A 24,091-nucleotide genomic window follows, 5' to 3' on the forward strand; every position below is an offset into this window, starting at 1 on the left:
GCACTCGGAGCGCGCGCGCTGACCTCCGAGACACCAGATGAGGCCCCGGGAGAACGCTCCCGGGGCCTCATCGCTTCCCCAGACCTTCGCTGCGATCAAGGAGTTCCCGTGTCCGAACTGCGTGTCACCCTCGGCGGAGACGAGCGAGTGGTGGCCGCCGGCACCACGGCGGGCCGGGTGCTCGACGACGTCGGGCGCGGCGGTCCCAAGGTCGTCGCCGCCCGGGTCAACGGTGAGCTGCGCGACCTGGAGTACGCCGTCGCCGACGGGGACAAGATCGAGGGCGTCGAGATCGACTCCAAGGACGGCCGCGACATCCTGCGGCACTCCACCGCGCACGTGATGGCCCAGGCCGTCCAGGAGATCTACCCGGACGCCAGGCTGGGCATCGGCCCGCCCGTCGAGAACGGCTTCTACTACGACTTCGACGTCGCCGAGCACTTCACCCCGGACGACCTGAAGAAGATCGAGCGCCGGATGCGTGAGATCGTCAAGCAGGGCCAGCGGTTCGAGCGCCGGGTCGTCTCCGACGCCGAGGCCCGCGCCGAACTCGCCGACGAGCCCTACAAGCTGGAGCTGATCGGCCTGAAGGGCGGCGGCGTCGAGGACGAGGAGTCGGTCGAGGTGGGCGGCGCGGAGCTGACCATCTACGACAACATCGACGCCAAGACCGGCGACCTGTGCTGGAAGGACCTCTGCCGGGGCCCGCACCTGCCGACCACCCGGAACATCCCGGCGTTCAAGCTGATGCGCTCCGGCGGCGCGTACTGGCGCGGCAGCGAGAAGAACCCGCAGCTCCAGCGGATCTACGGCACCGCGTGGGAGTCCCGCGACAAGCAGGACGAGTACCTGAAGCTGCTGGAGGAGGCCGAGAAGCGCGACCACCGCAAGCTGGGCGCCGAACTCGACCTGTTCTCCTTCCCGCCCGTCATCGGCTCCGGCCTACCGGTGTTCCACCCCAAGGGCGGCATCATCCGGCGCGAGCTGGAGAACTACTCGCGGATCCGGCACGAGCAGGCGGGCTACTCGTTCGTCAACACCCCGCACATCACCAAGGGCGGCCTGTACGAGACCTCGGGGCACCTCGGCTGGTACCGGGACGGCATGTTCCCGCCCATGGAGCTGGAGGGCGCCGAGTACTACCTGAAGCCGATGAACTGCCCCATGCACAACCTGATCTTCGACGCGCGGGGCAGGTCGTACAAGGAGCTGCCGCTGCGGCTGTTCGAGTTCGGCACCGTCTACCGGTACGAGAAGTCCGGCGTCGTGCACGGCCTCACCCGGGTGCGCGGCCTCACCCAGGACGACGCGCACATCTACTGCACCAGGGAGCAGATGCAGGACGAGCTGCACTCTCTCCTGAAGTTCGTGCTTGACCTGCTGCGCGACTACGGCCTCGACGACTTCTACCTGGAGCTGTCCACCCGCGACCCGGAGAAGTCCGTCGGCTCGGACGAGGAGTGGGCGGAGGCGACCGAGATGCTGCGCGTCGCCGCCGAGAACTCCGGCCTCGCGCTGGTGCCCGACCCGGGCGGCGCGGCGTTCTACGGCCCGAAGATCTCGGTCCAGGCCCGCGACGCCATCGGCCGCACCTGGCAGATGTCCACCATCCAGGTGGACTTCCAGCTCCCGCGCCTGTTCAACCTGGAGTACCAGGCGGCGGACGGCTCACGGCAGCGGCCGATCATGATCCACCGGGCGCTGTTCGGCTCGATCGAGCGGTTCTTCGGCGTCCTGCTGGAGCACTACGCGGGCGCGATGCCGCCGTGGCTGGCGCCGGTGCAGGTCGTCGGCATCCCGATCGCCGACGAGCACGTGCCGTACCTGGAGCAGGTCGTCGCGCGGCTCAGGGATCTCGGGGTGCGGGCCGAGGTGGACTCCTCCGGCGACCGGATGCAGAAGAAGATCCGCAACGCGCAGAAGCAGAAGATCCCCTTCATGCTGCTGGCCGGGGACGAGGACGTCGCCAAGGACGCGGTGTCGTTCCGGTACCGGTCGGGCGCGCAGAACAACGGGGTGCCCGTGGACGAGGCCGTCGCCGAGATCCTCAAGGCGATCGCGGACCGCGTCCAGGTCTGACCCGTCGTGAGAGTTCCGTAATGGGATCGGATCCGGGCGAAGATCGTCCGGATCCGTCCCGGCTCGGTACGATGCGCGCGTGATGGGGACCACACGGCCGCGCACGCCGGCGCGGGAGAAGCTCTTGGACGCCGCCGGACGCCTCATCCTGACGTCGGGGTGGCAGCGCCTGCGCGTCTCGCACGTCGCCGCTGAGGCGGGCGTGAGCAGGCAGAGCGCCTACAACGAGTTCGGCTCCAAGGAGGCGCTCGGCGAGGCCCTGGTGATGCGCGAGTTCGAGCGGCACCTCGACGGGCTCACCGAGCCGCTCGTGGACCGGCGTGACGACGTGGGCGCGGCCGTCGAGGAGGCCGTGCTGTTCACGTTCCGGTCGGCGTCGGCGAACCCGGTGCTGAAGAGCCTGCTGACGAGCGCGCGGGCCGGGCTGCTGATGGGGGAGCTGGCCGAGGTCGTGCGCAACCGTGACGTCCCGCCGCTGCCGCACGCGATCGCGGCGGTGTCCGCGCTGGTCGCCCGGCACCGGCCCGACCTGGACCAGGGCGACGTGAACCTGACCATCGACATGGTGCTCCGGGTGACGGTCAGCTACCTCGTCACGCCCGAGGGGACGCACGAGGAGGCGGCCCGCCGGATCGCGATCATGGCGACCCGCGTCCTCGGTGTCCCGTTGCGGTAATCTCCTTCCCTACCCCCCAGTAACAGGCATCAATGGGAGCACACATGTCGGAGACCCCCTTTCTCCACCGGGTCCTCCGCAAGTCCGGCTACGCGCTGACCGCGCTGCTGGTCATCGCCGCCGTCGGGGTCCTCGTCCTGCCGTTCCTGCCCGAGCCGGAGACGCCCGTGGCGGCCCCCGAGCCCCCGTCGGGCTCCACCGCGCCGTCGCCGCCGCCCGGGATCTTCCCCGACCTCTCCGGCGGCGGCCAGAGCACGCCGCCCCGGCAGCCGAAGGGCCCGTGCGGCACCCAGAGGGCGTACTACGAGTTCGACGACGACGACCTCAAGGTGACCGTGGTCTTCCCCGGTGTGGGGGCCGTCCGCGCCGTCGTCGCGACCTCGGGCGAACCGGCCATGCAGTCCTACACCACCGCCGGCGACCCGACGCCCCACACGTTCACGTTCCGCGACACGCCCAAGAAGAGCCTGAAGAAGGTCGGCCTGACCGTCACCACGGCCTCGGGCGCGCAGAACTGCGAGCTGGCCGCCCGTTAGTTGACGGCCCGGAGCCGGGCGCGCGCCTTTGTGTCCGCCCGGTGGGTCAGGAGGCGGGGGACTGGCTGTCGGGCATCCGGACGTCCTCGATGGTGACGTTCACCGTGGCGACCCGCAGGCCGAGCATGAGGCCGACGATCCGTGCCACGTTGGTCTTGACGATGCGGGCGACGTCCATGACCACCGAGCCGTACTCGACGATGAGGGCGATGTCCACGCTGATCTCGTTGTCGAGGATGCGGGCGCGGACCCTCGGTTCACCCCGGTCGGTCATGCCGATGCGCTGGCGGACCGCCTCCATCGTCTCCGAGGTGCGGCTCTGCCCGCCCAGCGCGGCCACGCCGGTGACCTCAAGGGCGGCCAGGGCGGCGATCTTCTCGACGACCTCGTCCTCGATCTTGATCTGGCCCTGGACGGCGGAGCGGGAGTCCTCCGGCGGGGCCGGGGCCACCGGAGGCGGGGGAGGCGTGGGCTCGGGCTGGTAGGGCTCCGGCTGGTAGGACGACTCGGCGGGCGGCTGTTCCGGCTGGTAGGTGGGCTGCGGCGCGTAGGTCGGCTCGGGGATGCCCGCGTAGGACTCGGCGAAGGGGTCGGTGGCGCGGCGACGGCCGGTGGAGGCGAACTCGGCGGGCGGCTGGGCGGCCGCCGGGGGCAGCACGGAGCCGGGGCCCGACGGCGGGGCCGCCGGGGGCGCGGACGGCGCGGGGCCGCCGGACGGGCCGGGGAAGTAGGGCATGGGCGGACGGCCCTCAGCGCGGTGCTCGGCGCCGTAGGTGCGGTCGAGATCGGTCATCCGGAGGGTCTCCTCACCTGGCCTGCCCAACGAGCCACCCCCGACGGGGACGCGCGGTCACCCATCATGGCGGAGAGGACACAACACCTGCCAGCGAAGCCGATATTCGTGATGAATTGGTGCTAAACGGTATGCGGGCCTATCGAACACAGCCTGGTTTCCGCCGGGGAAGCGGGCGCGCCTAAGCTGGGTTGGCCTAGGAAAGGGGTTGCGGTGGCACACGAGCCCTCTGAGATGGAGGAACAGGCGGGCGTCGGCTCGCCGGACGGCTTCCAGCGGCTGTGGACGCCGCACCGGATGGCCTACATCAAGGGCGAGAACAAGCCGACCGGGCCCGGCGCGGCCGACGGCTGCCCGTTCTGCGAGATCCCCCGGGGCCTCGACGAGGAGGGCCTCGTCGTGCGCAGGGGCGAGCGCGTGTACGCGGTCCTCAACCTGTACCCCTACACCTCGGGGCACCTGCTCATCTGCCCCTACCGCCACGTCGCGGACTACACCGAGCTGGACGACGCCGAGGCGCTGGAGTTCGCGCGGTTCACCCAGGCCGGGCTGACCGCGCTGCGCCGTGGCACCGGCGCGCAGGGCGCGAACGTCGGCATGAACCTGGGCCTGGTGGCGGGCGCGGGCATCGCCGCGCACCTGCACCAGCACATCGTGCCGCGCTGGGGCGGCGACACCAACTTCATGCCGGTCGTCGGGCAGACCAAGGTGATGCCGCAGCTTCTGCGCGACACCCGCAAGGTGCTCGCGGAGTCCTGGCCGGACGCCTGACCGGCTCCGGCCCGCCCGTGGCGTCCGGGCCCCGCGCGCCCCGCCCGACGCCCGCTCAGGCCGCCTCACGCGGCGGCAGCGCGCACGCGGCGGTGCCGCCCGGCAGCCGGTACCGGTAGCGCGCCACGAGCCGGTACGCGGCGTGCGCGGCCCAGCTCAGCGGCGGCACGGCCAGCAGCACGCCGAGCGGCCGCCATCCGGGCCGTCCGGCCCGCAGCGCGGCGGCGACGGCCCGAGCCCCGCCGAGCACCCGCCCATCCCGCCGCACCCAGAGCACCTCGTGCGCGGCGCGCTCGGCGGTGACGCCCAGCGCCGCGAGGTCCCGGCCCTGGAAGGGCGCGATGTCGGCGTCGGGCCGGACCCGGCGTTCGGCGAACCGGACGCAGGTCGAGCAGAACCCGCAGTCTCCGTCGTAGATCAGCACATCGCGCACACCCCGACGCTACGCCCGTGTTTGAACGCGTTCAAGGAAACCGGGGGGTGCGTCGCGTCACGCCACGGCGCCCTCCCGGTCCACCCGTTCGGCCAGGTGGCCCGGCATGGGCTCGTGCCGCAGGTACGTCCGGTGGAAGGTGCCCGTGCCGTGGGTGAGCGACCGGAGATCGACGGCGTAACGCACCAGCTCCAACTCGGGCACCTCCGCGCGCACAAGGGTGCGTCCCGTGGGCACCGGCTCGGAGCCGAGCACCTTCCCACGCCGCGAGGACAGGTCCGACATGACCTGTCCGACGTGCTCGTCCGGCACCAGCACCGTCACCTCGTCCACCGGCTCCAGCACCGGGACGGGCACCTTGGAGGCGGCGTCGCGCAGGGCGAGCGCCCCGGCCGTCTGGAAGGCGACGTCACTGGAGTCCACCGGGTGCGCCTTGCCGTCGTGCAGCGTGACGCGCAGGTCCACCAGCGGGTACCCGGAGGCGACGCCCTTGGCCATCTGCGCGCGCACGCCCTTCTCGACCGACGGGATGAACTGGCGGGGCACGACGCCGCCCACGATCCGGTCGACGAACGCGAAGCCGGAACCGGGAGGCAGCGGTTCGACCGTGATCCGGCAGATCCCGAACTGCCCGTGCCCGCCGCTCTGCTTGACGTGCCTGCCGAGCCCCTCGGCGCGGCCCCCGAACGTGGCCCGCAACGGCACCCGCAGGGCGGTCCGCTCGACTTCGACGCCGAACCTTGAGGAGAGCCGGTCCAGCACAACGTCGGCATGCGCCTCACCCAGGCACCACAGGACGAGCTGGCCCGTCTCCGGGTTGTTCTCCAGCCGGACCGTCGGGTCCTCCGCCGCGAGACGGCCCAGCGCCTGCGCGAGCTTGTCGTCGTCGGCCTTGGAGCGCGGCCGGATGGCCACGGGCAGCAGCGCGTCAGGCTGCGCCCACGGCTCGACGACGAGGGGCCGCGCGGTGGCCGAGAGCGTGTCCCCGGTCTCGGCGTGCGAGAGCCGCGCGACCGCGCAGATGTCCCCGGCCACACACTGCGCCACCGTCCGCTGCCGCCGCCCCAGCGGCGACGTGAGCGCCCCGACCCGCTCGTCCCACGCGTGCGGCGACCCGTTGTGCCCCGCGACGTGCACGGTGACGTCAGGCCGCAGCGTTCCGGAGAACACCCGCACCAGCGACACCCGGCCCACGTAAGGGTCGGACACCGTCTTGATGACCTCGGCCGCGAGCGGCCCGTCGGGGTCGCAGCGCAGCGCGTCGGCGCGCCCGCCGTCCTCACGCGTCACCTCGGGCGGCGCGTGTTCCAGCGGCGACGGCAGCCCGCGCGTGATCACCTCAAGCAGTTCCGCCATGCCCACCACGGGCCCCGGACGGTCCCCGTGCGGCACCGCCGTCGCCAGCACGGGGAACAGCCCGCCCCGCACGACCGCGCGCTCCAGATCGGCGATGAGGTCGTCCACCGGCAGGTCCTCGCCCGCGAGGTACCTGTCCATCAGGCCCTCGTCCTCGCTCTCCTCGATGATCGCCTCGATCAGCGCGGACCGCAGCGGCGCGTACTCGTCCGGCAGCCCCGTCCCGTCCTCCTCCCGGACGCCCGAGGAGTAGTCGAACCGGCGGCCGCTGAGCAGCCCCACGAGCGTCAGGCCGTCCGGGACGTACAGCGGCACCACGCCGGGCCCGAACGCGGCCCGCAGCGCCGCCACGGCCTCCTCGAAGTCGCCGCGCGCCTGGTCGGTCTTGGTGACCACGAGCGCCCTGGGCAGCGCCGCCGCCGCGCACTCCTCCCACAGGGCGCGCGCCTGCCCGTCCACGCCGTCCACCGCCGAGACGACGAACAGCACCGCGTCCGCGGCCCGCAGCCCCGCCCGCAGGTCGCCGACGAAGTCCGGGTAGCCGGGCGCGTCCAGCAGGTTGACCTTGACGCCGCCGTGCGCGAACGGCGCGAGCGCGAGGTTCACCGACCGGTGCTGGCGGGCCTCCACCTCGTCGTGGTCGGTGACGGTCGAGCCGTCCTCCACCCTGCCCGCCCTGGGGATCGTGCCGGACGCCGCGAGCAGCGCCTCGGCCAGTGTCGTCTTTCCCGCGCCCGAAGGGCCGACCAGCACCACGTTCCTGATCTCCGCGGGCCGCTCGGCCGCCGGCGCCCTTCCGTCAGGCGCCCCGTTCTTTCCGGACATGTCCGCTCACCTCCACGTTGAGGGAGGGTGTGGGCACGCCCTTCGCCGAGGGATCTGAGGTGACGGGCGTCACACCCGTTCTTCCACCATTCACCCGTCGGGCCGAACAGGCAAGGGGGGCGCCCCCCACCTCGGGCACTACGATGGCGGAACTCCTGATGTCGAGGGTTTGGACGACGATGCTCAACCGCTTGCGCCCGGCGCTGGCCACGGTGGTGACCCCGGTGGGCAGGACGCTCGCCAGGACCGGCGTGACCCCCAACGTGATCACCGTGCTGGGAACGGCCGGAGTGGCGGCCGGGGCCCTCGCCTTCTACCCGCGCGGCGAGCTGTTCTGGGGCTCGGTGGTCATCACGGCGTTCGTCCTGTTCGACATGTTCGACGGCGCCGTCGCCCGGATCACCGGCAAGACCGGCCCGTGGGGCGCGTTCCTGGACTCCACGATGGACCGGGTCGCCGACGCCGCGATCTTCTCCGGCCTCATCCTGTGGTTCACCACCGGCGGCGACAACGCGCTCCTCACCTGGCTCGCCCTGTACTGCCTCGTCTCCGGCGTCGTGATCTCCTACGCCAAGGCACGCGCCGAAGGACTCGGCCTCAAGTGCGACGTCGGGATAGCCGAGCGCGCCGAACGCCTCATCATCAGCCTCACCGGCGCGGGACTGCACGGCCTCGGCGTCCCCTACGCGCTGCACGTCGCGCTCGTCGTCCTCGCGGTGCTCGGCACGATCACCGTGGCGCAGCGCTTCCACACCGTCTACGTCCAGACGAAGCAGCCCACGGAGCGGGTGGGCCAGTGATCCAGATCAGGGAGGGGGCGGCCGACGCGGCCTACGCGCTCGGCTGGTCCGTGGTGAAGCGGATGCCCGAGCCGCTGGCCCGCCGCCTGTTCACCGCGATCGCCGACCGCACCTGGCGGGCGCGCGGCGGCGGCGTCCTCCAACTGGAGAAGAACCTCGGCAGGGTGCTCGGCGAGCCCGCCGACTCCCCGCGCGTCCGCGCCACGAGCAAGGCGGCCGTCCGCTCCTACATGCGCTACTGGCTGGAGAGCTTCCGGCTGCCCGTGATGAGCGCCGAGCGCATCGCCGGCGGCATGCGCGTCACCGGCGACGAGCAGATCTACGAGGCGCTCGGCAAGGGCCGCGGCGTCGTCGTCGCGCTGCCCCACATGGGCAACTACGACCACGCGGGCGCCTGGCTCGGCACCCGCGGCTACCCGCTCACCACGGTGATGGAGCGGCTCAAGCCCGAGTCGCTGTTCGACAGGTTCGTCGCCTACCGCGAGTCGCTCGGCTTCGAGATCCTGCCGCTCACCGGCGGCCCCTCCTCGTTCGGGGTCCTCGCCCGGCGGCTGCGCGAGCCCAAGACCATCTGCCTGGTCGCCGACCGCGACCTCAGCGACACCGGCATCGAGGTCCGGTTCTTCGGCTCGCCCGCCCGGATGCCGGGTGGACCCGCCGCCCTCGCCCTCCAGACGGGCGCCGCTCTCCTTCCCGTCACCCTGTGGTTCGAGAGTGACGGGTGGGGCGCCCGCGTCCACGACGAGGTCCCCCAGCCCGTCGAGGGCACCCGCAGGGAGAAGACGAGGATCATGACCCAGGCCCTCGCCGACGCGTTCGCCGAGGGCATCGCCGCCCACCCCGCGGACTGGCACATGATGCAGAAGATCTGGGTGGAGGATCTCGCTTGAGGATAGGCATCGTCTGCCCCTACACCTGGAATGTGCCCGGAGGCGTCCAAGCGCACATCCGTGACCTGGCCGAAGCGCTCATCGCGGTCGGCCACCACGTCTCCGTCATCACTCCCGCCGACGACGACGCGGCGCTCCCGCCTTACGCCGTCTCCGCGGGCCGCGCGATCCCGGTGCCTTACAACGGCTCGGTCGCGCGGCTCTCCTTCGGCTTCCTTTCGGCAGGGAGGGTGCGCCGCTGGATACGCGAGGGCGACTTCGACGTCCTGCACATCCACGAGCCCGCCGCGCCCAGCCTGGGCCTGCTGGCGTGCTGGGTGGCCGACGGCCCCCTCGTCGCCACGTTCCACGCCTCCTACGAGAAGTCGCGGGCGGTCAGCGTCTCCGCGCCGATCCTCCAGTCCGCGCTGGAGAAGATCACCGGCCGGATCGCCGTCTCCGAGGCCGCGCGCACCACGCTCGTGGAGCACCTGGGCGGCGACGCCGTCCTCATCCCCAACGGCATCGCCACCGCCCGGTACGAGCACGGCGAACCACTGCCCGGCTGGGCGGGCCGCACCGACGCCGAAGGCCCCGACGCCCCCCAGGCGCTCGGCTTCCTCGGCCGCCTGGACGAGCCGCGCAAGGGCCTCCCCGTGCTCCTGAAGGCGTTCGAGACGCTCGGCAGGGCACGTCCCGGGCTGCGCCTGCTCGTCGCGGGCCCCGGCGACGAGGAGGAGATCCTCGCCAAGGTCAGCCCCGAACTACGCGACCGCGTCGTGATGCTCGGCCTGGTCTCCGAGGAGGACAAGGTGCGCGCCTACCACTCGGTCGACGTGTTCGTCGCCCCCAACCTGGGCGGCGAGAGCTTCGGCATCGTGCTCACCGAGGCCATGTCGGCGGGCGCCCCGATCCTCGCCAGCGACATCGAGGCGTTCCGCAGGGTCCTGGACGACGGCCGCGCGGGCGCCCTGTTCCCCACCGGCGACCCCGCCGCGCTCGCCGAGCGGGCCGCGCTGCTCCTGGACGACGCCAAGTGCCGCGCCGACCTCTCCGAACAGGCGCGCACGGCCGTCAGGGTCTACGACTGGTCGACGGTCGCCCGTGACGTCCTGCGCGTCTACGAGACCGTCGTCGTCGGGGTGCCCGGCGCCGCGGTGACGGTCTCCTGATGGACGGCCTGATCACGGCCCTGCTGTGGCTCGCCGCGCTGTTCCTGGTGTTCACCTACGTCTCGTGGCGCGCGGGCCGCCTGGACCGCCTGCACGCCCGCGTGGACCTCGCCAGGGCGGCCCTGGACGCCGCGCTCGTCCGCCGCGCCGCCGTCGCCCTGGAACTGGCCGCCTCGCAGCTGCTCGACCCCGCCACGAGCCTCCTGCTCGCGGCCGCCGCGCACGCCGCCCGCACCGCCGACGCCGAGTCCCGCGAGTTCGCCGAGAGCGACCTGTCCCGGGCGCTGCGCGCCGCCGTCGACCAGCCGGGGCTGCGCGCCACCCTCGACGGCCGGGGCGCGCCGCTCTTCGAGGAGCTGGACGCCGCCGTCCAGAAGGTCATGTTCGCCCGCCGCTTCTCCAACGACGCCGTCTCGGCGACCCGCATCGCCAGGCGCCGGATCCTCGCCCGGCTGCTGCCGCTCGCCGGGCACGCACCGATGCCGGAATTCTTTGAGATCGACGACGTTCCTCCCATGCTGGACTAGCTCGGGTATCTTCGAGCCGGTTCATTCGGCGGGGCGAAGGAGCGGGCGTGCGCGGTATCTCCAGACGCGGATTCACCGTCTCGCTGCTGGGGGTCGCCGTCGCGGCGTGCGGCGGCAAGCCCGAGAGCCCCGCCCCGACCACACCACCGACGCCGACCCCCGAACCCACCCCGACGCCGACGCCCACACCCACCGGCCTCGACTACCACCCGTTCACGGGCGGCGGTAAGGGGTTGCGGAACCGCGTCCTCGCCGTCAAGATCGACAACACCGGGCCCGCGCTCCCGCAGCTCGGCCTGCGCTCGGCCGACATCGTCTACGTCGAACAGGTCGAAGGCGGCCAGACCCGCCTCATGGCCGTGTTCTGCTCGAAGTACCCCGAGCGGGTCGGGCCGATCCGCAGCGCCCGGATCTCCGACCTGCACCTCCTCAGCCAGTTCTCCAGGCCCGCCCTCGCCTTCTCCGGCGTCCAGGGCAAGATGAAGCCCGAGATCAGGGCCGCCTCCCTCATCGACGTCTCCGAGGACAACGGCCCGCGCGGCTACCTGCGGTACACCGGGCGGTACGCGCCCTACAACCTCTTCGGCGACGTGAAAGCGCTGCTCAGGCGGGCCCCCAAGGCGGGCCGCGCCAAGGACATCGGCTTCCGCTTCGGGCCCGCGCCCGCCGGAGGCCGCAAGCTCAAGCAGTTCACCGCGCGCTGGCCCGCCGCCACCCTCACCTTCCGCTGGTCCGCCCCGCACCGGCGCTGGCTCCTCTACCGCAACGGCGTCCCCAGCCGTGCGGCCGAAGGCGGCATCCAGGGCGGCAGGACGATCGTCATCCAGTACGTCAAGACCAGGCGCTCCCGCTACCACGACTTCCTCGGCGCCTACACGCCCTACCTACGCGTCACCGGCAACGGCCGCGCCCTCGTGCTGCGCGACGGCAAGGCTTACAAGTGCACGTGGTCACGTCCCACCGAACGCGAGGGCACCGTCTTCACCACCGCTGACGGCGAACGTATGACGTTCGCGCGCGGCCAGGTCTGGGTCGTCCTCGTGAACGACGGGAAGCCCGTCATGCCGTAAGCCGATCGCGCCGGGCGCTGACACAGTGCCGGGTCGAAGACGTGTTTGATCAGGCAATATCATGGAGCATGACTGGTTTGTTGTCGGTCCAAGTTGAAGTTCGCCCTGTTTGTCGTCTGTGAGGAAAACACCCGTGACTACTGTTCCCGCGGAGAACACCGCCGTCGGTACCGCCCGCGTCAAGCGCGGCATGGCGGAGATGCTCAAGGGCGGTGTGATCATGGATGTGGTCACGCCCGACCAGGCCAAGATCGCCGAGGACGCCGGAGCTGTCGCGGTCATGGCGCTGGAGCGCGTCCCGGCCGACATCCGCGCCGAGGGCGGCGTCTCCCGCATGAGCGACCCCGACATGATCGACGGCATCATCAGCGCGGTGTCCATCCCCGTCATGGCCAAGGCCCGTATCGGCCACTTCGTCGAGGCCCAGGTGCTGCAGGCGCTCGGCGTCGACTACATCGACGAGTCCGAGGTGCTCACCCCGGCCGACTACACCAACCACATCGACAAGTGGGCGTTCACCGTCCCCTTCGTCTGCGGCGCCACCAACCTGGGCGAGGCGCTCCGCCGGATCACCGAGGGCGCGGCGATGATCCGCTCCAAGGGCGAGGCCGGCACCGGCGACGTCTCCAACGCCACCACCCACATGCGCCAGCTCCGCGACGAGATCCGCCGCCTGGCCTCGCTGCCCGAGGACGAGCTGTACGTCGCCGCCAAGGAGCTCCAGGCCCCCTACGAGCTGGTGAAGGAGGTGGCGCGGAACGGGAAGCTGCCCGTCGTGCTGTTCACCGCGGGCGGCATCGCCACCCCCGCCGACGCCGCCATGATGATGCAGCTCGGCGCCGAAGGCGTCTTCGTCGGCTCCGGCATCTTCAAGTCCGGCGACCCCGTCAAGCGCGCCGAGGCCATCGTCAAGGCCACCACCTTCCACGACGACCCCGACGTCATCGCCAAGGTCTCCCGCGGCCTGGGCGAGGCCATGGTCGGCATCAGCGTCGGCACCCTGGCCGACGCGGAGAAGTTCGCCGGCCGCGGCTGGTAGCCGGCCGCGTCCTCCCGTCCCCTCGCCGGACCGGCGTCCGGCACGTTAGCCTTGCGTGACGGCTTGTTCGCTCGGGCGGCGGGGAGGGGAGTGCTGGGCGTGGGATGGTCGGTGGCGCTGGCGTGCGCGAACAGCGGAGGCGACCCGGGCGCCGTGTTCCGGCCGGGGCTCGAACCCGACGCGCGGGCCGGGCTCGACCTGGCCAGACGGCTCTACCCGGCCGCCGCGATCGAGCCGACCGGCGAGACGGTCCTCGACTTCGCGCTGTGGCCGTACGAGGACGAGGTCTTCATCGGCGCCTACCCCGGCGGCCTCGCCGTCTGCGACCGGCGGCTGTTCCAGCTCGACGACGGCGCCCGGCGCGTCGCCGACATGATCGCCACCGAGCTGCCCAACGCCGACTGCGGCGTCCTCGTCCTGCACGACAGGGTCTCGGCCTGCTGGTTCCGCTGGTACACCAAGGGCCACCTGGTGCGCGACGTGTACGTCACCGGCGAGGACGGCGTCGTCGTCGACCAGGGCGAACGGCTGCCCGCCGAAGCGCCCTTCTGGAAGACGATCGACCGGGGCGCCCCCGACGTCCCGCTTCCGTTCACGCCCGAGGAGTTCGGCCTCGAACTCGCCCGCGCCTGCCTGTTCGGCAGGGAGCTGACCGGCCGCGGCGACGACGGGTTCCTCCCCCTGGAACTGCCGCTGCGCCGCTTCCGGCTCGCCTGACCGGCACCGCGCAGGGAAGATCACCGCGCCCCCCGCGCGTTCTACACTGGAAGTCCCACCCGGAAAGGCTCGGTCTTGTCTCTTGTCATCGGCGTGCTCGCCCTCCAGGGCGACGTGCGCGAGCACGCCCACGCGCTGGAGGCGTCCGGCGCCACCGCCGTCGGCGTCCGCAGGGCCGAGGAGCTCGACCGCTGCGACGGCCTGGTCATCCCCGGCGGGGAGTCCACCGCGATGTGGCGGCTCATGCGCGCCTTCGACCTGCTGGAGCCGCTGCGCAAGCGGATCGAAGCGGGGCTGCCCGCCTACGGCTCGTGCGCCGGCATGATCATGCTGGCGGACCGGATCGAGGACGGCGTCGAAGGCCAGGAGACCATCGGCGGCATCGACATGACCGTCCGCCGCAACGCCTTCGGTCGCCAAGTGGACTCGCACGAGTCTACGATTCAGTTCGACGGCCGCCCGCTGGAGGCGGTGTTCATCCGGGCCCCCTGGGTGGAGTCCGTCGGTGAGGGCGTGGAGATCCTGGGAAGCGTCGAGCGTCCCGTACACCCCGTTGAGGGGGCACCACGTAGGATCGTCGCGGTTCGGCAGGGGCGCCTCATGGCGACCGCCTTCCACCCCGAACTCACCGGCGACCCCACCGTGCACCGCTACTTCACCGAGCTGGTGCGTCAGTCGAAGAACGAGGAGTAAAGAGCATGTCCGGCCACTCCAAATGGGCGACGACCAAGCACAAGAAGGCGGCCCTGGACGCCAAGCGGGGCAAGCTCTTCGCCAAGCTGATCAAGAACATCGAGGTGGCGGCCCGCACCGGCGGCCCCGACCCCGACTCCAACCCGACGCTCTTCGACGCCATCTACAAGGCGAAGAAGAACTCGGTGCCCAACGACAACATCGAGCGGGCCCGCAAGCGCGGCGGCGGCCTCGAAGCCGGCGGCGCCGAATACCAGACGATCATGTACGAGGGCTACGCGCCCGGCGGCGTCGCGGTGCTCATCGAGTGCCTCACCGACAACCGCAACCGCGCCGCGTCCGAGGTCCGGGTCGCGCTGACCCGCAACGGCGGCTCCCTCGCCGACCCCGGCTCGGTCTCCTACATGTTCCACCGCAAGGGCGTCGTCGTCGTCCCCAAGTCCGGCACCACCGAGGACGACGTCATGATGGCGGCCCTCGAAGCCGGCGCCGAGGAGATCACCGACCTGGGCGAGAACTTCGAGGTCGTCTCCGAAGCCGGCGACCTCATCGGCGTCCGCAAGTCCATCCAGGACGCCGGCATCGACTACGAGTCCGCCGAGTCGAGCTTCCTCCCGACCATGCAGGTCCCACTGGACGCGGACGGGGCCCGGAAGGTCATCAAACTGCTCGACGCCCTGGAAGACAGCGACGACGTCCAGAACGTCTGGTCCAACATGGACGTCCCCGACACCGTCCTCGCCGAACTGGAAGAGGACGAGTAGGAGATCACACGCGTCTGTACCGTCGCCCCGCTGGTTTGTCAGCGGGGCGCGGTAGTTTGGGGCGTGTCGGATCGGCCGAACTGGTGTTCGCAGATTTTTTAGGGGTGTCGGTGCGGGTGCTTGGGGTGGATCCCGGATTGACTCGGTGTGGGGTTGGGGTGGTGGAGGGGGTGCCTGGGGGGGCTTTGGGGTTGGTTTATGTGGGGGTGGTGCGGACGGATGCGGAGCTTGATCAGGCTGAGCGGTTGTTGCGGATCGAGCGGGGGTTGGAGAAGGTGCTTGATGAGTATCGGCCGGAGGCGGTGGCGGTGGAGAGGGTGTTCGCGCAGCACAACGTGTCCACGGTGATCGGGACGGCGCAGGCGGCGGGGGTCGCGATGTTGTGCGCGGCTCGGCGGGGGCTGCCTGTGGGGTTGCACACGCCCAGTGAGGCGAAGGCGGCGATCACCGGGAGTGGGCGGGCTGACAAGGCTCAGGTGACGCTTATGGTGACGCGGCTGCTGCGGCTCTCGGAGGCGCCGAAGCCCGCCGACGCGGCTGACGCGTTGGCGTTGGCGATCTGTCACGTGTGGCGTGGGGGAGCGCAGGCGCGGCTGGCGGCGGCGCAGCGGGCGGCGCGCGGCCGGGGGATCGGAGGTGGGCGGTGATCGCGTACGTGCGCGGGCAGGTCGCGGCGGCGGGGCCCGAGGGCGCCGTGCTGGACGTCGGCGGCATCGGGTTCGCGCTGGTGTGCGCCCCGGCGACGGCGGCGGCGCTCGTGCCAGGCCAGGAGGCCCGGCTCGCGGCGTCCCTCGTGGTCCGTGAGGACTCGCTCACCCTGTACGGGTTCGCTGACGACGACGAGAAGCGGGTCTTCGAGCTCGTCCAGACGGCCAGCGGCGTCGGCCCCAGGGTCGCGCTCGCCATGCTGGCCACGCTGACGCCCGACGAGATCCGCAGGGCCGTCGCCACCGGCGACGCCCGCGCCCTCACCCGGGTGCCCGGCATCGGCCCCAAGGGCGCGCAGAAGATCATCCTGGAGCTCAAGGACAAGCTCGGCGCGCCCGTCGGCACCGGCGGCATCCCCGTCCCGGCGCCGCGCGTCCAGCCGTGGCGCGAACAGGTCGCGGCGGGCCTGCAGAGCCTCGGCTGGGGCGTCCGCGAGGCGGAGGCGGCCGTGGACGCCGTCGCGGCCGACCTCGACGGCGAGCAGGTGCCGCCGATCCCCGAACTGCTGAAGTCCGCGCTGAAGAAGCTGAGCCGCCCGTGAGCGAGGAAAGGCTCGTCGGCGGGGAGCAGAGCGTCGAGGACCGCGCGATCGACGCGGCGCTGCGCCCCAAGAAGCTCGACGACTTCGTCGGCCAGCACCGGGTCCGCGAACAGCTCTCGCTGGTGCTGCAGAGCGCGATGCGGCGCGGCAGGGCCCCGGACCACGTGCTGCTGTCCGGCGGCCCCGGCCTCGGCAAGACGACCCTCGCCATGATCATCGCGGCCGAGCTGGGCAAGCCGCTGCGGATCACCAGCGGCCCGGCGATCGAGCGCGCGGGCGATCTCGCGGCGATCCTGTCCACCCTCACCGAGGGCGAGGTGCTGTTCCTGGACGAGATCCACCGGATGGCCCGCCCCGCCGAGGAGATGCTCTACCTGGCGATGGAGGACTTCCGCGTCGACGTCGTCGTCGGCAAGGGTCCGGGCGCCACAGCGATCCCGCTGGACATCGCGCCCTTCACCCTCGTCGGCGCCACCACCAGGGCGGGCATGCTGCCGGGCCCGCTGCGCGACAGGTTCGGGTTCGTCGCCCACATGGACTTCTACGAGCCGTCCGAGCTGGAGGAGATCGTCCGCCGCTCGGCCGGGCTGCTCGGCGTCCGGATCGAGGACGAGGCCGCCGCCGAGGTCGCGTTCCGCTCGCGCGGCACCCCGCGCATCGCCAACCGGCTGCTGCGCCGGGTCCGCGACTACGCCGAGGTGCGCGCGGACGGCCTCGTCACCCGCGATCTGGCGCACGCCGCCCTCGCCCTGTACGAGGTGGACGCCCAGGGCCTGGACCGGCTGGACCGCGCCGTCCTGCACGCGCTGCTCACCAAGTTCGGCGGCGGCCCCGTCGGCCTGTCCACGCTGGCCGTGAGCGTCGGGGAGGAGCCGGAGACGGTCGAGGTCGTCGCGGAGCCGTTCCTGGTCCGCCAGGGGCTGCTGGCCCGCACCCCGCGCGGCCGGATCGCGACCCCCGCCGCATGGGCCCACCTGGGGCTGGCCCCGCCGCCCGTGCCGGGGCGGGCCGCGCCCACGTTGTTCGACGTGGACGGCGAACCCGACTAGCCTGGCGCGCAGGGACCGGGAACTTCGCGGCGGGTTGGGTCGTCACGTCTTTGCCGGTGGGACTCCCGGATGTCTAGACTCCGGGACCACCCCGGGATCTGATCACCGGCGACCGGCCCCGACTCGACCTCACCAAGAAAACAGGACCTCATGATTCTCGCAGCCCAGGAGGGCGGCAACGCGCTCGCCTCCTTCATCCCGCTGATCCTCATCGCTGTGGCGTTCTACTTCTTCCTGATCCGTCCGCAGAAGAAGCGGCAGCAGGAGCAGCAGAAGATGCAGTCGAGCCTGCACCCCGGCACGCGGGTCGTGACTTCGGCGGGCATCTACGGCACGGTGCTGGACACCGACGAGGGCGACATCCTGCTGGAGATCGCCGAGGGCGTGGAGATCCGCGTCCTGGCCCAGGCCGTGCTGCGGGTGGTCGAGGACGTCGACTACGTGGTGGACGAGGAAGTGTCCACCGGTGCCGAGGACGGCGTCGAGCTGACCAAGGGCACGGACGGCAAGTCCGAGATCCAGGCCGGCGACAAGGGCTGATCCCCCACTTCCACCAGTGGCGGCGGCCCTACCGGGCCGCCGAGGGATCGAACAGGAAGAATCGACCACAGTGGCGTCCAGCAACCGTAACGTCCCGAACCCGGTGCGCACCCTCGTCGCGTTCTTCGCGGTGCTCGGTGTGCTCACCGCGGTGATGTTCCTCCAGGGGTCACCGGTCCCCAAACTCGGCCTCGACCTGGCCGGCGGCACCACGATCACGATGACCGCCCAGACGGAGAGCGGCAAGAACGCGCCGGCCGACCAGATGGACCAGGCCGTCAAGATCATCCGTGAGCGCGTCAGCGGCAACGGACTGAACGACGCCGAGGTGACCAAGCAGGGCGACAACGTCATCGTCGTCTCCGTGCCGGGTGACCGGGAGGACCAGCAGCAGATCATCGAGCTCGTCGGCACCACCGCGCAGCTCCAGTTCCGCCAGGTCCTGGTCTCCGGCTTCGGCGGCGGCGACGCCCCCGACGAGGAGCAGCCCGCCGTCACCCCGAGCGGGCCCGCGACCCCGGCGCCGACCGGCGCCCCGAGCGCGTCACCGACCGACAAGAACCGGGCGTTGTCCAGCGGGCTGGCCGCCGCCCCCACCGAGACCCCGGCGCCGACCGCCACCCCGGCCGGTGCCCCGTCTCCCGCGGTCACCGAGCCTGACCCGGCCGAGGCCGACGAGGACTTCTCCGCCGTCACGGACAAGGCGGTCATCCAGAAGTACCTGAAGACCGTCTGCCCGAAGAAGGGCGCGAAGGTCGACGGCGCCGACGACCCGAACGCCCAGTACGTCGTGGCGTGCGAGGAGGACGGCAGCTACAAGTACATCCTCGGCCCGGTCGCCGTGCCCGGCACCGAGGTCAAGGAGGCCAACGTCTCCGCGCCCAACGCGCAGACCGGCCAGACCGGCTGGGAGGTCGTCCTGACCTTCAAGAAGAACGGGACGACGGCGTTCGGCGAGCTGACCAAGAAGGCGAACGCCGCCTACCTGACCAACCCGATGTCGCCCGAGGCGCAGATCGCGATCGTGCTGGACGGCCGTGTCGTGTCGGCCCCGCAGATCTCCAACGGCGCCATCCTGGGCGGCACCGCGAGCATCTCCGGCGGCGCCGACTTCACCCAGGCGTACGCCGACAACCTCGCCGAGGTGCTGAAGTACGGCGCGCTGCCGCTCCAGTTCCCCGAGGACAAGCAGACGGTCAGCCAGATCTCGTCTAACCTGGGCGCCGACCAGTTGCGCGGCGGCCTCATCGCCGGGGCGATCGGGCTCGGGCTCGTGGTGTTCTACTGCCTCTGGTACTACCGGGCGCTGGGCTTCGTCGCGGTGGCGAGCCTCATCGTCGCGACGGCCGTCACCTACGTGCTCGTGGTGATCCTCGGGGAGAACGCCAACTTCCGGGTGTCGCTGCCGCACATCATCGGCCTGATCGTCTCGATCGGCATCACCGCCGACTCGTTCATCGTCTACTTCGAACGGCTCCGCGACGAGCTGCGGCTCGGCAGGCCGCTGCGCTCGTCGGTGGAGAACGCGTGGAGGCGGGCCCGCCGCACGATCATCGTCGCCGACGCGGTGACGATGCTGGCCGGTCTTGTGCTGTACTTCCTCGCGGTCGGCGGCGTCCGGGGCTTCGCGTTCGCGATGGCCCTCACCACGCTCATCGACCTCATCGTGGTGTTCTTCTTCACCAAGCCGCTGGTGGCGCTGCTCGCCCGGATGCCGTTCTTCAGCAAGGGCCACCCGTGGTCCGGGCTCGACACGAGCCAGCTCCACAAGCCCACTCCCACCGCATTCCGTGCGGCGAAGCGCCTGGAGGCATGATGGGTGTCATCGGACGGTTCATGCACGGCGAGCTGGCGACGAACATCGTCGGCCGCCCGAAGCTCTGGTACGCCATCTCCGGGGCGCTGATCCTCTTCTCGATCCTCGGCCTGTTCGTGCGCGGCCTGCATCCGGGCGTGGAGTTCACCGGCGGTTCGGTGTTCACCATCGAGGGCGCGAACCACGTCACGATCTCGGAGGTGCGCGAGTCCGTCGCCGAGACGGCGGGCGGCACCCCGATCGTGCAGGAGGCGGGCGGCAACTGGCGGGTCACCACGCACCCGCTGAGCGCCGCCGAGGTCGCGTCGGTGCAGAAGAACGTCGCGGCGGACTTCGGCATCCAGGTCACCCAGGTCAACGCCGAGAGCATCGGCTCCACCTGGGGCGGCGACGTGACGAAGAAGGCGTGGCAGGCCCTCGTCGTCTTCATGATCCTGATCATCGCCTACCTGTCCGTCGCGTTCGAGTGGCGGATGGCGCTGGCGGCGGTCGTCGCGCTCTTCCACGACCTGGTCATCACGGCGGGCGTCTACGCCTGGTCCGGATTCGAGGTGACGCCCGCGACCCTGCTGGGCTTCCTCACGATCCTCGGATACTCGCTGTACGACGCGGTTGTGGTCTTCGACATGATCAAGGAAGTCACCAAACCGCTCAACGAGAACTCGAAGATCTCCTACAGCCAGGCGGCGAACCAGGCGGTCAGCTCCACCCTGGTCCGGTCGCTCAACACCACGCTGGTGGCGATCCTGCCGGTCGCGGCGATCCTGTTCATCGGCACCACGGTGCTGGGCGCGGGCACCCTGAAGGACCTGTCCCTCGCCCTGTTCGTCGGCATGATCGTCGGCACCTACTCGTCGCTGTGCGTCGCGACGCCGATGCTCGTCCAGCTCAAGGAGCGAGAACCGCTCTACAAGCAGCTGCGGGACAACATCGCGCGGCGTGAGGCGAGCCCGAAGCGGCAGGCCAAGGAGATCAGGCCCACCGACGAGGACGACGACGCGGAGGAAGACGCGTCCGCCGTCGACGGCGAGCCCGCCGGTGACACGACGGACGAGGAGGCCGCCGAGCAGGCGCGGCAGACCGTCGTCAAGGTCGTGCAGACCGGCCCCCGCAACCAGCCGCGCAAGGGCACCCGGAGCTCCCGCCGCCCCTAGCCCGCGCGCACCCCAGCACACCGATGTGCATGACCGGGTCGGACAGACCCGGTCATGCACATCTCTTTTGTCCAGGAAGGAACACCCATGTCCGTGCAGCAGGAGATCCTCGCCCTGATCCGGGACGTGCCCGACTACCCCCAGCCCGGCGTCCTGTTCAAGGACATCACCCCGCTGCTCGACGACTCCGCCGCCTTCCACGCCGTGATCACCGCGATGGCCGCGGCCGCCCCCGACGGCGTCACGAAGGTCGCGGGCCTGGAGGCGCGCGGGTTCCTGCTGGCCGCGCCGATCGCGCTGGCGCTGGGCGTCGGCGTGGTGCCGGTGCGCAAATCCGGAAAGCTTCCGGCGGAGACGTACGCGCAGACCTATGATCTGGAGTACGGCACCGCGACGATCGAGATCCACCGGGACGCCCTGCGCCCCGAGGACCGTGTGCTGATCGTCGACGACGTGCTGGCCACCGGCGGCACCGCGCAGGCCGCCGCGTCGCTGGTGCACAAGGCGGGGGCCGAGGTGTCCGGGCTGAGCGTGCTCATGGAACTCGGGTTCCTCAAGGGCCGCGAGCGGCTCACCGATCTGAACATCCACTCCCTGGTTACGGTCTGATCCGGAATCGGGTTTCCGGGCAGGGCCTCGGAACCTGGCTATAGACTGGGCCTTTACCAGGGAATCGTTCCGGGAGACGAGGAGGCTGGGTGCCCGCTGAGACGGCAGCGACGCAGAGCACGGACACGCCCGCGGCCAAGGCCGGCGCGGGCGAGCCTCCGGTGCCCGCCGCCGACCCCGCCGCGTCCGCCCCCGCCGACCAGGCCGCGCGGCCCGCGCAGGCAGGTCGGGGCGAGTCCACGCCGAACGCACCGCGTCCGGCTGCCTCGGGGGCGGCGCCGTCCTCGATTCCACCGTCCGCCGCACGGGTGCGCCGGCGGCTGGCAAGGCTGGGCGCCCAGCGCGGTCCCACCATGAACCCAGTGCTCGAACCCCTGATCAAGACGGTCCGGAACACCCATCCCAAGGCGGATGTGCGGCTGATCGAGCGGGCCTACGACGTCGCCGCCCACTACCACCGCGACCAGAAGCGCAAGAGCGGCGACCCCTACATCACCCACCCCCTCGCGGTGACGACGATCCTCGCCGAACTGGGCATGTCCACCGAGACGCTGTGCGCGGCGCTGCTCCACGACACCGTCGAGGACACCCCGTACACCCTGGAGGAGCTGCGCGCCGACTTCGGCGACGAGATCGCCGCGCTGGTCGACGGCGTCACCAAGCTCGACAAGGTCAAGTACGGCGAGGCCGCCGAGGCCGAGACCGTCCGCAAGATGGTCGTCGCGATGGCCCGCGACATCCGGGTGCTGGTGATCAAGCTCGCCGACCGGCTGCACAACATGCGGACCCTGCGCTACATGCCCCGGCACAAGCAGGAGAAGAAGGCGCGCGAAACGCTGGAGATCTTCGCCCCGCTGGCGCACCGGCTCGGCATGAACACGCTCAAGTGGGAGCTGGAGGACCTCGCGTTCGCCACGCTCTACCCCAAGCGGTTCGACGAGATCGCGCGGCTGGTCTCCGAGCGGGCGCCCCGGCGTGACGTGTTCCTCCAGGAGGTCATAGAGAACGTCTCCACCGACCTGCGCGAGGCCCGGATCAAGGCGACCGTCACCGGACGGCCCAAGCACTACTACTCGATCTACCAGAAGATGATCGCCCGCGACTGCTCGTTCGAGGACATCTACGACCTCGTCGGCATCCGCGTCCTGGTGGACAGCGTCCGCGACTGCTACGCGGCGCTCGGCTCGATCCACGCGCGGTGGAACCCGGTGCCCGGCCGGTTCAAGGACTACATCGCGATGCCGAAGTTCAACATGTACCAGTCGCTGCACACCACGGTGATCGGGCCCGAGGGCAAGCCCGTCGAGCTGCAGATCCGCACGTGGGGGATGCACCGGCGGGCCGAGTACGGCGTCGCCGCGCACTGGAAGTACAAGGAGGAGAGCGTCGGCGGGCGCAAGGCCGCCGACATGCAGTGGCTCCGCCAGCTCCTGGACTGGCAGAAGGAGACGGCCGACCCTTCGGAGTTCCTGGAGTCGCTGCGCTTCGACCTCTCGGTCTCCGAGGTTTTTGTGTTCACCCCCAAGGGCGACGTGATCGCGCTGCCCCAGGGCGCCACCCCCGTGGACTTCGCCTACGCGGTGCACACCGAGGTGGGGCACCGGACCATCGGGGCGCGGGTCAACGGCCGTCTTGTGCCGCTGGAGTCGTCGCTGGACAACGGCGACTCGGTGGAGATCTTCACCTCCAAGGCGATGGACGCCGGGCCGTCGCGGGACTGGCTGGGCTTCGTCAAGTCCGCGCGGGCCCGCAACAAGATCCGGCACTGGTTCTCCAAGGAGCGCAGGGACACCGCGATCGAGTCCGGCAAGGAGTCGATCGCGCGGGCCATGCGCAAGCAGAACCTGCCGCTCCAGCGGATGATGTCGGGGGAGGCGCTGCTCGCGCTCGCCCGTGACCTGCGCTACCCGGACGTCTCGTCGCTGTACGCGGCGGTCGGCGAGGGGCATGTCGCGGCGCAGTCCGTCGTGCAGAAGCTGGTGCAGGCGCTCGGCGGGGTGGAGAGCGCCGAGGAGGACATCGCCGAGCTGGCGATCCCGACCCGGCGCCGGGCCCGGCGCGCGGTTCCGGCGGGGGATCCGGGGGTCGTCGTCGCGGGGGATCCGGACGTGTGGGCGCGGCTGTCGCGGTGCTGCACGCCGGTGCCGGGCGACGACATCGTCGGGTTCGTCACGCGGGGCAGCGGGGTCTCGGTGCACCGGGGCAACTGCGTGAACATCGAGCAGTTGAAGAGCCAGCCGGACCGGCTCGTGGACGTCTCCTGGTCGCCGCGCGAGGACTCGGTGTTCCTCGTGGCGATCCAGGTCGAGGCGCTGGATCGGCCCCGGCTGCTGTCGGACGTCACCCGTGTGCTGTCGGACCACCACGTGAACATCCTGTCGGCGACCGTCGCGACGACCCGGGACAGGGTGGCCACCAGCCGGTTCACCTTCGAGATGGGCGACCCCAAGCACCTGGGGCACGTGCTCAAGTCCGTCCGCTCGATCGACGGCGTCTACGACGTCTACCGCGTCAACAACGGCACCAACTGAGCCGCCCCCGCCGGGGCGGGACC

Annotated in this window: 24 protein-coding genes; 21 read left to right on the forward strand and 3 right to left on the reverse strand. The window is 71.2% G+C overall.

Translation table 11 applies throughout. The annotated features are described in order from the left end of the window. The first annotated feature begins 108 nt into the window (after window positions 1-108). The 3 genes from thrS to LO762_RS07170 all read left to right on the forward strand — a co-directional run bounded on the left by thrS (window position 109) and on the right by LO762_RS07170 (window position 3,291). The gene (thrS, locus tag LO762_RS07160; protein ID WP_230613401.1) at window positions 109-2,079 is read left to right on the forward strand and encodes a threonine--tRNA ligase; all 1,971 of its coding nucleotides are present in this window, start codon (window positions 109-111) and stop codon (window positions 2,077-2,079) included. 82 nt (window positions 2,080-2,161) lie between these two features. Next, complete coding sequence (locus LO762_RS07165; protein WP_230613603.1) at window positions 2,162-2,755, forward strand: TetR family transcriptional regulator; 594 nt, start codon at window positions 2,162-2,164, stop codon at window positions 2,753-2,755. 44 nt (window positions 2,756-2,799) lie between these two features. After that, window positions 2,800-3,291, forward strand: a complete 492-nt coding sequence (locus LO762_RS07170; protein WP_230613402.1) for a hypothetical protein — start codon at window positions 2,800-2,802, stop codon at window positions 3,289-3,291. A 46-nt stretch (window positions 3,292-3,337) separates the two neighbouring features. On the opposite strand, the gene LO762_RS07175 is transcribed toward LO762_RS07170, so the two are convergent. Continuing rightward, window positions 3,338-4,084 (reverse strand): Asp23/Gls24 family envelope stress response protein, encoded by a 747-nt coding sequence (locus tag LO762_RS07175; protein ID WP_230613403.1) that lies wholly within the window; start codon window positions 4,082-4,084, stop codon window positions 3,338-3,340. A gap of 234 nt (window positions 4,085-4,318) precedes the next feature. On the opposite strand from LO762_RS07175, the gene LO762_RS07180 reads away from it, so the two are divergent. Then, window positions 4,319-4,855 (forward strand): HIT domain-containing protein, encoded by a 537-nt coding sequence (locus LO762_RS07180; protein ID WP_230613605.1) that lies wholly within the window; start codon window positions 4,319-4,321, stop codon window positions 4,853-4,855. 55 nt (window positions 4,856-4,910) lie between these two features. Here LO762_RS07180 and LO762_RS07185 read toward each other — a convergent pair whose 3' ends face one another. Both LO762_RS07185 and LO762_RS07190 read right to left on the reverse strand, forming a co-directional pair. Further along, complete coding sequence (locus tag LO762_RS07185) at window positions 4,911-5,288, reverse strand: thiol-disulfide oxidoreductase DCC family protein (RefSeq protein ID WP_230613404.1); 378 nt, start codon at window positions 5,286-5,288, stop codon at window positions 4,911-4,913. A 57-nt stretch (window positions 5,289-5,345) separates the two neighbouring features. Then, a complete protein-coding gene (locus LO762_RS07190; protein WP_230613405.1) occupies window positions 5,346-7,469 on the reverse strand; it encodes an elongation factor G-like protein EF-G2 in 2,124 nt (707 codons plus the stop codon). Window positions 7,470-7,648: 179 nt separating this feature from the next. On the opposite strand from LO762_RS07190, the gene pgsA reads away from it, so the two are divergent. The 17 genes from pgsA to LO762_RS07275 all read left to right on the forward strand — a co-directional run bounded on the left by pgsA (window position 7,649) and on the right by LO762_RS07275 (window position 24,068). Beyond that, entirely contained in the window at window positions 7,649-8,269 is a 621-nt protein-coding gene (gene pgsA / locus LO762_RS07195) for a phosphatidylinositol phosphate synthase (protein WP_374201540.1), read from the forward strand. Next, window positions 8,266-9,159: a phosphatidylinositol mannoside acyltransferase gene (locus LO762_RS07200; RefSeq protein ID WP_230613407.1), complete on the forward strand. Its 894-nt coding sequence runs from the start codon at window positions 8,266-8,268 to the stop codon at window positions 9,157-9,159. Before pgsA ends, LO762_RS07200 begins: the two co-directional genes overlap by 4 nt. Then, the gene (locus LO762_RS07205) at window positions 9,156-10,310 is read left to right on the forward strand and encodes a glycosyltransferase family 4 protein (protein ID WP_230613408.1); all 1,155 of its coding nucleotides are present in this window, start codon (window positions 9,156-9,158) and stop codon (window positions 10,308-10,310) included. Before LO762_RS07200 ends, LO762_RS07205 begins: the two co-directional genes overlap by 4 nt. Continuing rightward, a complete protein-coding gene (locus LO762_RS07210; RefSeq protein ID WP_230613409.1) occupies window positions 10,310-10,837 on the forward strand; it encodes a hypothetical protein in 528 nt (175 codons plus the stop codon). Before LO762_RS07205 ends, LO762_RS07210 begins: the two co-directional genes overlap by 1 nt. Before the next feature lie 47 nt (window positions 10,838-10,884). Beyond that, complete coding sequence (locus tag LO762_RS07215) at window positions 10,885-11,907, forward strand: DUF3048 domain-containing protein (protein WP_230613410.1); 1,023 nt, start codon at window positions 10,885-10,887, stop codon at window positions 11,905-11,907. Between the two features lie 133 nt (window positions 11,908-12,040). After that, a complete protein-coding gene (gene pdxS / locus LO762_RS07220; RefSeq protein WP_308103488.1) occupies window positions 12,041-12,946 on the forward strand; it encodes a pyridoxal 5'-phosphate synthase lyase subunit PdxS in 906 nt (301 codons plus the stop codon). Window positions 12,947-13,045: 99 nt separating this feature from the next. Continuing rightward, window positions 13,046-13,663, forward strand: a complete 618-nt coding sequence (locus tag LO762_RS07225; RefSeq protein ID WP_230613411.1) for a hypothetical protein — start codon at window positions 13,046-13,048, stop codon at window positions 13,661-13,663. Between the two features lie 75 nt (window positions 13,664-13,738). Beyond that, window positions 13,739-14,356: a pyridoxal 5'-phosphate synthase glutaminase subunit PdxT gene (gene pdxT / locus LO762_RS07230; protein WP_230613412.1), complete on the forward strand. Its 618-nt coding sequence runs from the start codon at window positions 13,739-13,741 to the stop codon at window positions 14,354-14,356. 5 nt (window positions 14,357-14,361) lie between these two features. Beyond that, entirely contained in the window at window positions 14,362-15,120 is a 759-nt protein-coding gene (locus LO762_RS07235; protein ID WP_230613413.1) for a YebC/PmpR family DNA-binding transcriptional regulator, read from the forward strand. A gap of 110 nt (window positions 15,121-15,230) precedes the next feature. Next, entirely contained in the window at window positions 15,231-15,767 is a 537-nt protein-coding gene (gene ruvC, locus LO762_RS07240) for a crossover junction endodeoxyribonuclease RuvC (protein ID WP_230613609.1), read from the forward strand. Beyond that, a complete protein-coding gene (ruvA, locus tag LO762_RS07245; protein WP_230613414.1) occupies window positions 15,764-16,369 on the forward strand; it encodes a Holliday junction branch migration protein RuvA in 606 nt (201 codons plus the stop codon). Before ruvC ends, ruvA begins: the two co-directional genes overlap by 4 nt. Next, window positions 16,366-17,418, forward strand: a complete 1,053-nt coding sequence (ruvB, locus tag LO762_RS07250; RefSeq protein WP_230613415.1) for a Holliday junction branch migration DNA helicase RuvB — start codon at window positions 16,366-16,368, stop codon at window positions 17,416-17,418. Before ruvA ends, ruvB begins: the two co-directional genes overlap by 4 nt. A gap of 150 nt (window positions 17,419-17,568) precedes the next feature. Continuing rightward, complete coding sequence (yajC, locus tag LO762_RS07255) at window positions 17,569-17,958, forward strand: preprotein translocase subunit YajC (RefSeq protein ID WP_230613416.1); 390 nt, start codon at window positions 17,569-17,571, stop codon at window positions 17,956-17,958. 70 nt (window positions 17,959-18,028) lie between these two features. After that, complete coding sequence (gene secD, locus LO762_RS07260) at window positions 18,029-19,774, forward strand: protein translocase subunit SecD (protein WP_230613417.1); 1,746 nt, start codon at window positions 18,029-18,031, stop codon at window positions 19,772-19,774. Then, window positions 19,771-20,928, forward strand: coding sequence for a protein translocase subunit SecF (gene secF, locus LO762_RS07265; protein ID WP_230613418.1), 1,158 nt, complete (start codon window positions 19,771-19,773; stop codon window positions 20,926-20,928). Before secD ends, secF begins: the two co-directional genes overlap by 4 nt. An 87-nt stretch (window positions 20,929-21,015) precedes the next feature. Beyond that, window positions 21,016-21,537 (forward strand): adenine phosphoribosyltransferase, encoded by a 522-nt coding sequence (locus tag LO762_RS07270; RefSeq protein ID WP_230613419.1) that lies wholly within the window; start codon window positions 21,016-21,018, stop codon window positions 21,535-21,537. A gap of 353 nt (window positions 21,538-21,890) precedes the next feature. Next, complete coding sequence (locus tag LO762_RS07275) at window positions 21,891-24,068, forward strand: bifunctional (p)ppGpp synthetase/guanosine-3',5'-bis(diphosphate) 3'-pyrophosphohydrolase (protein ID WP_230613611.1); 2,178 nt, start codon at window positions 21,891-21,893, stop codon at window positions 24,066-24,068. The last annotated feature ends 23 nt before the right edge of the window (window positions 24,069-24,091 follow it).

The sequence above is a fragment of the Actinocorallia sp. API 0066 genome, from assembly GCF_020991275.1.
Lineage (GTDB): Bacteria > Actinomycetota > Actinomycetes > Streptosporangiales > Streptosporangiaceae > Actinocorallia.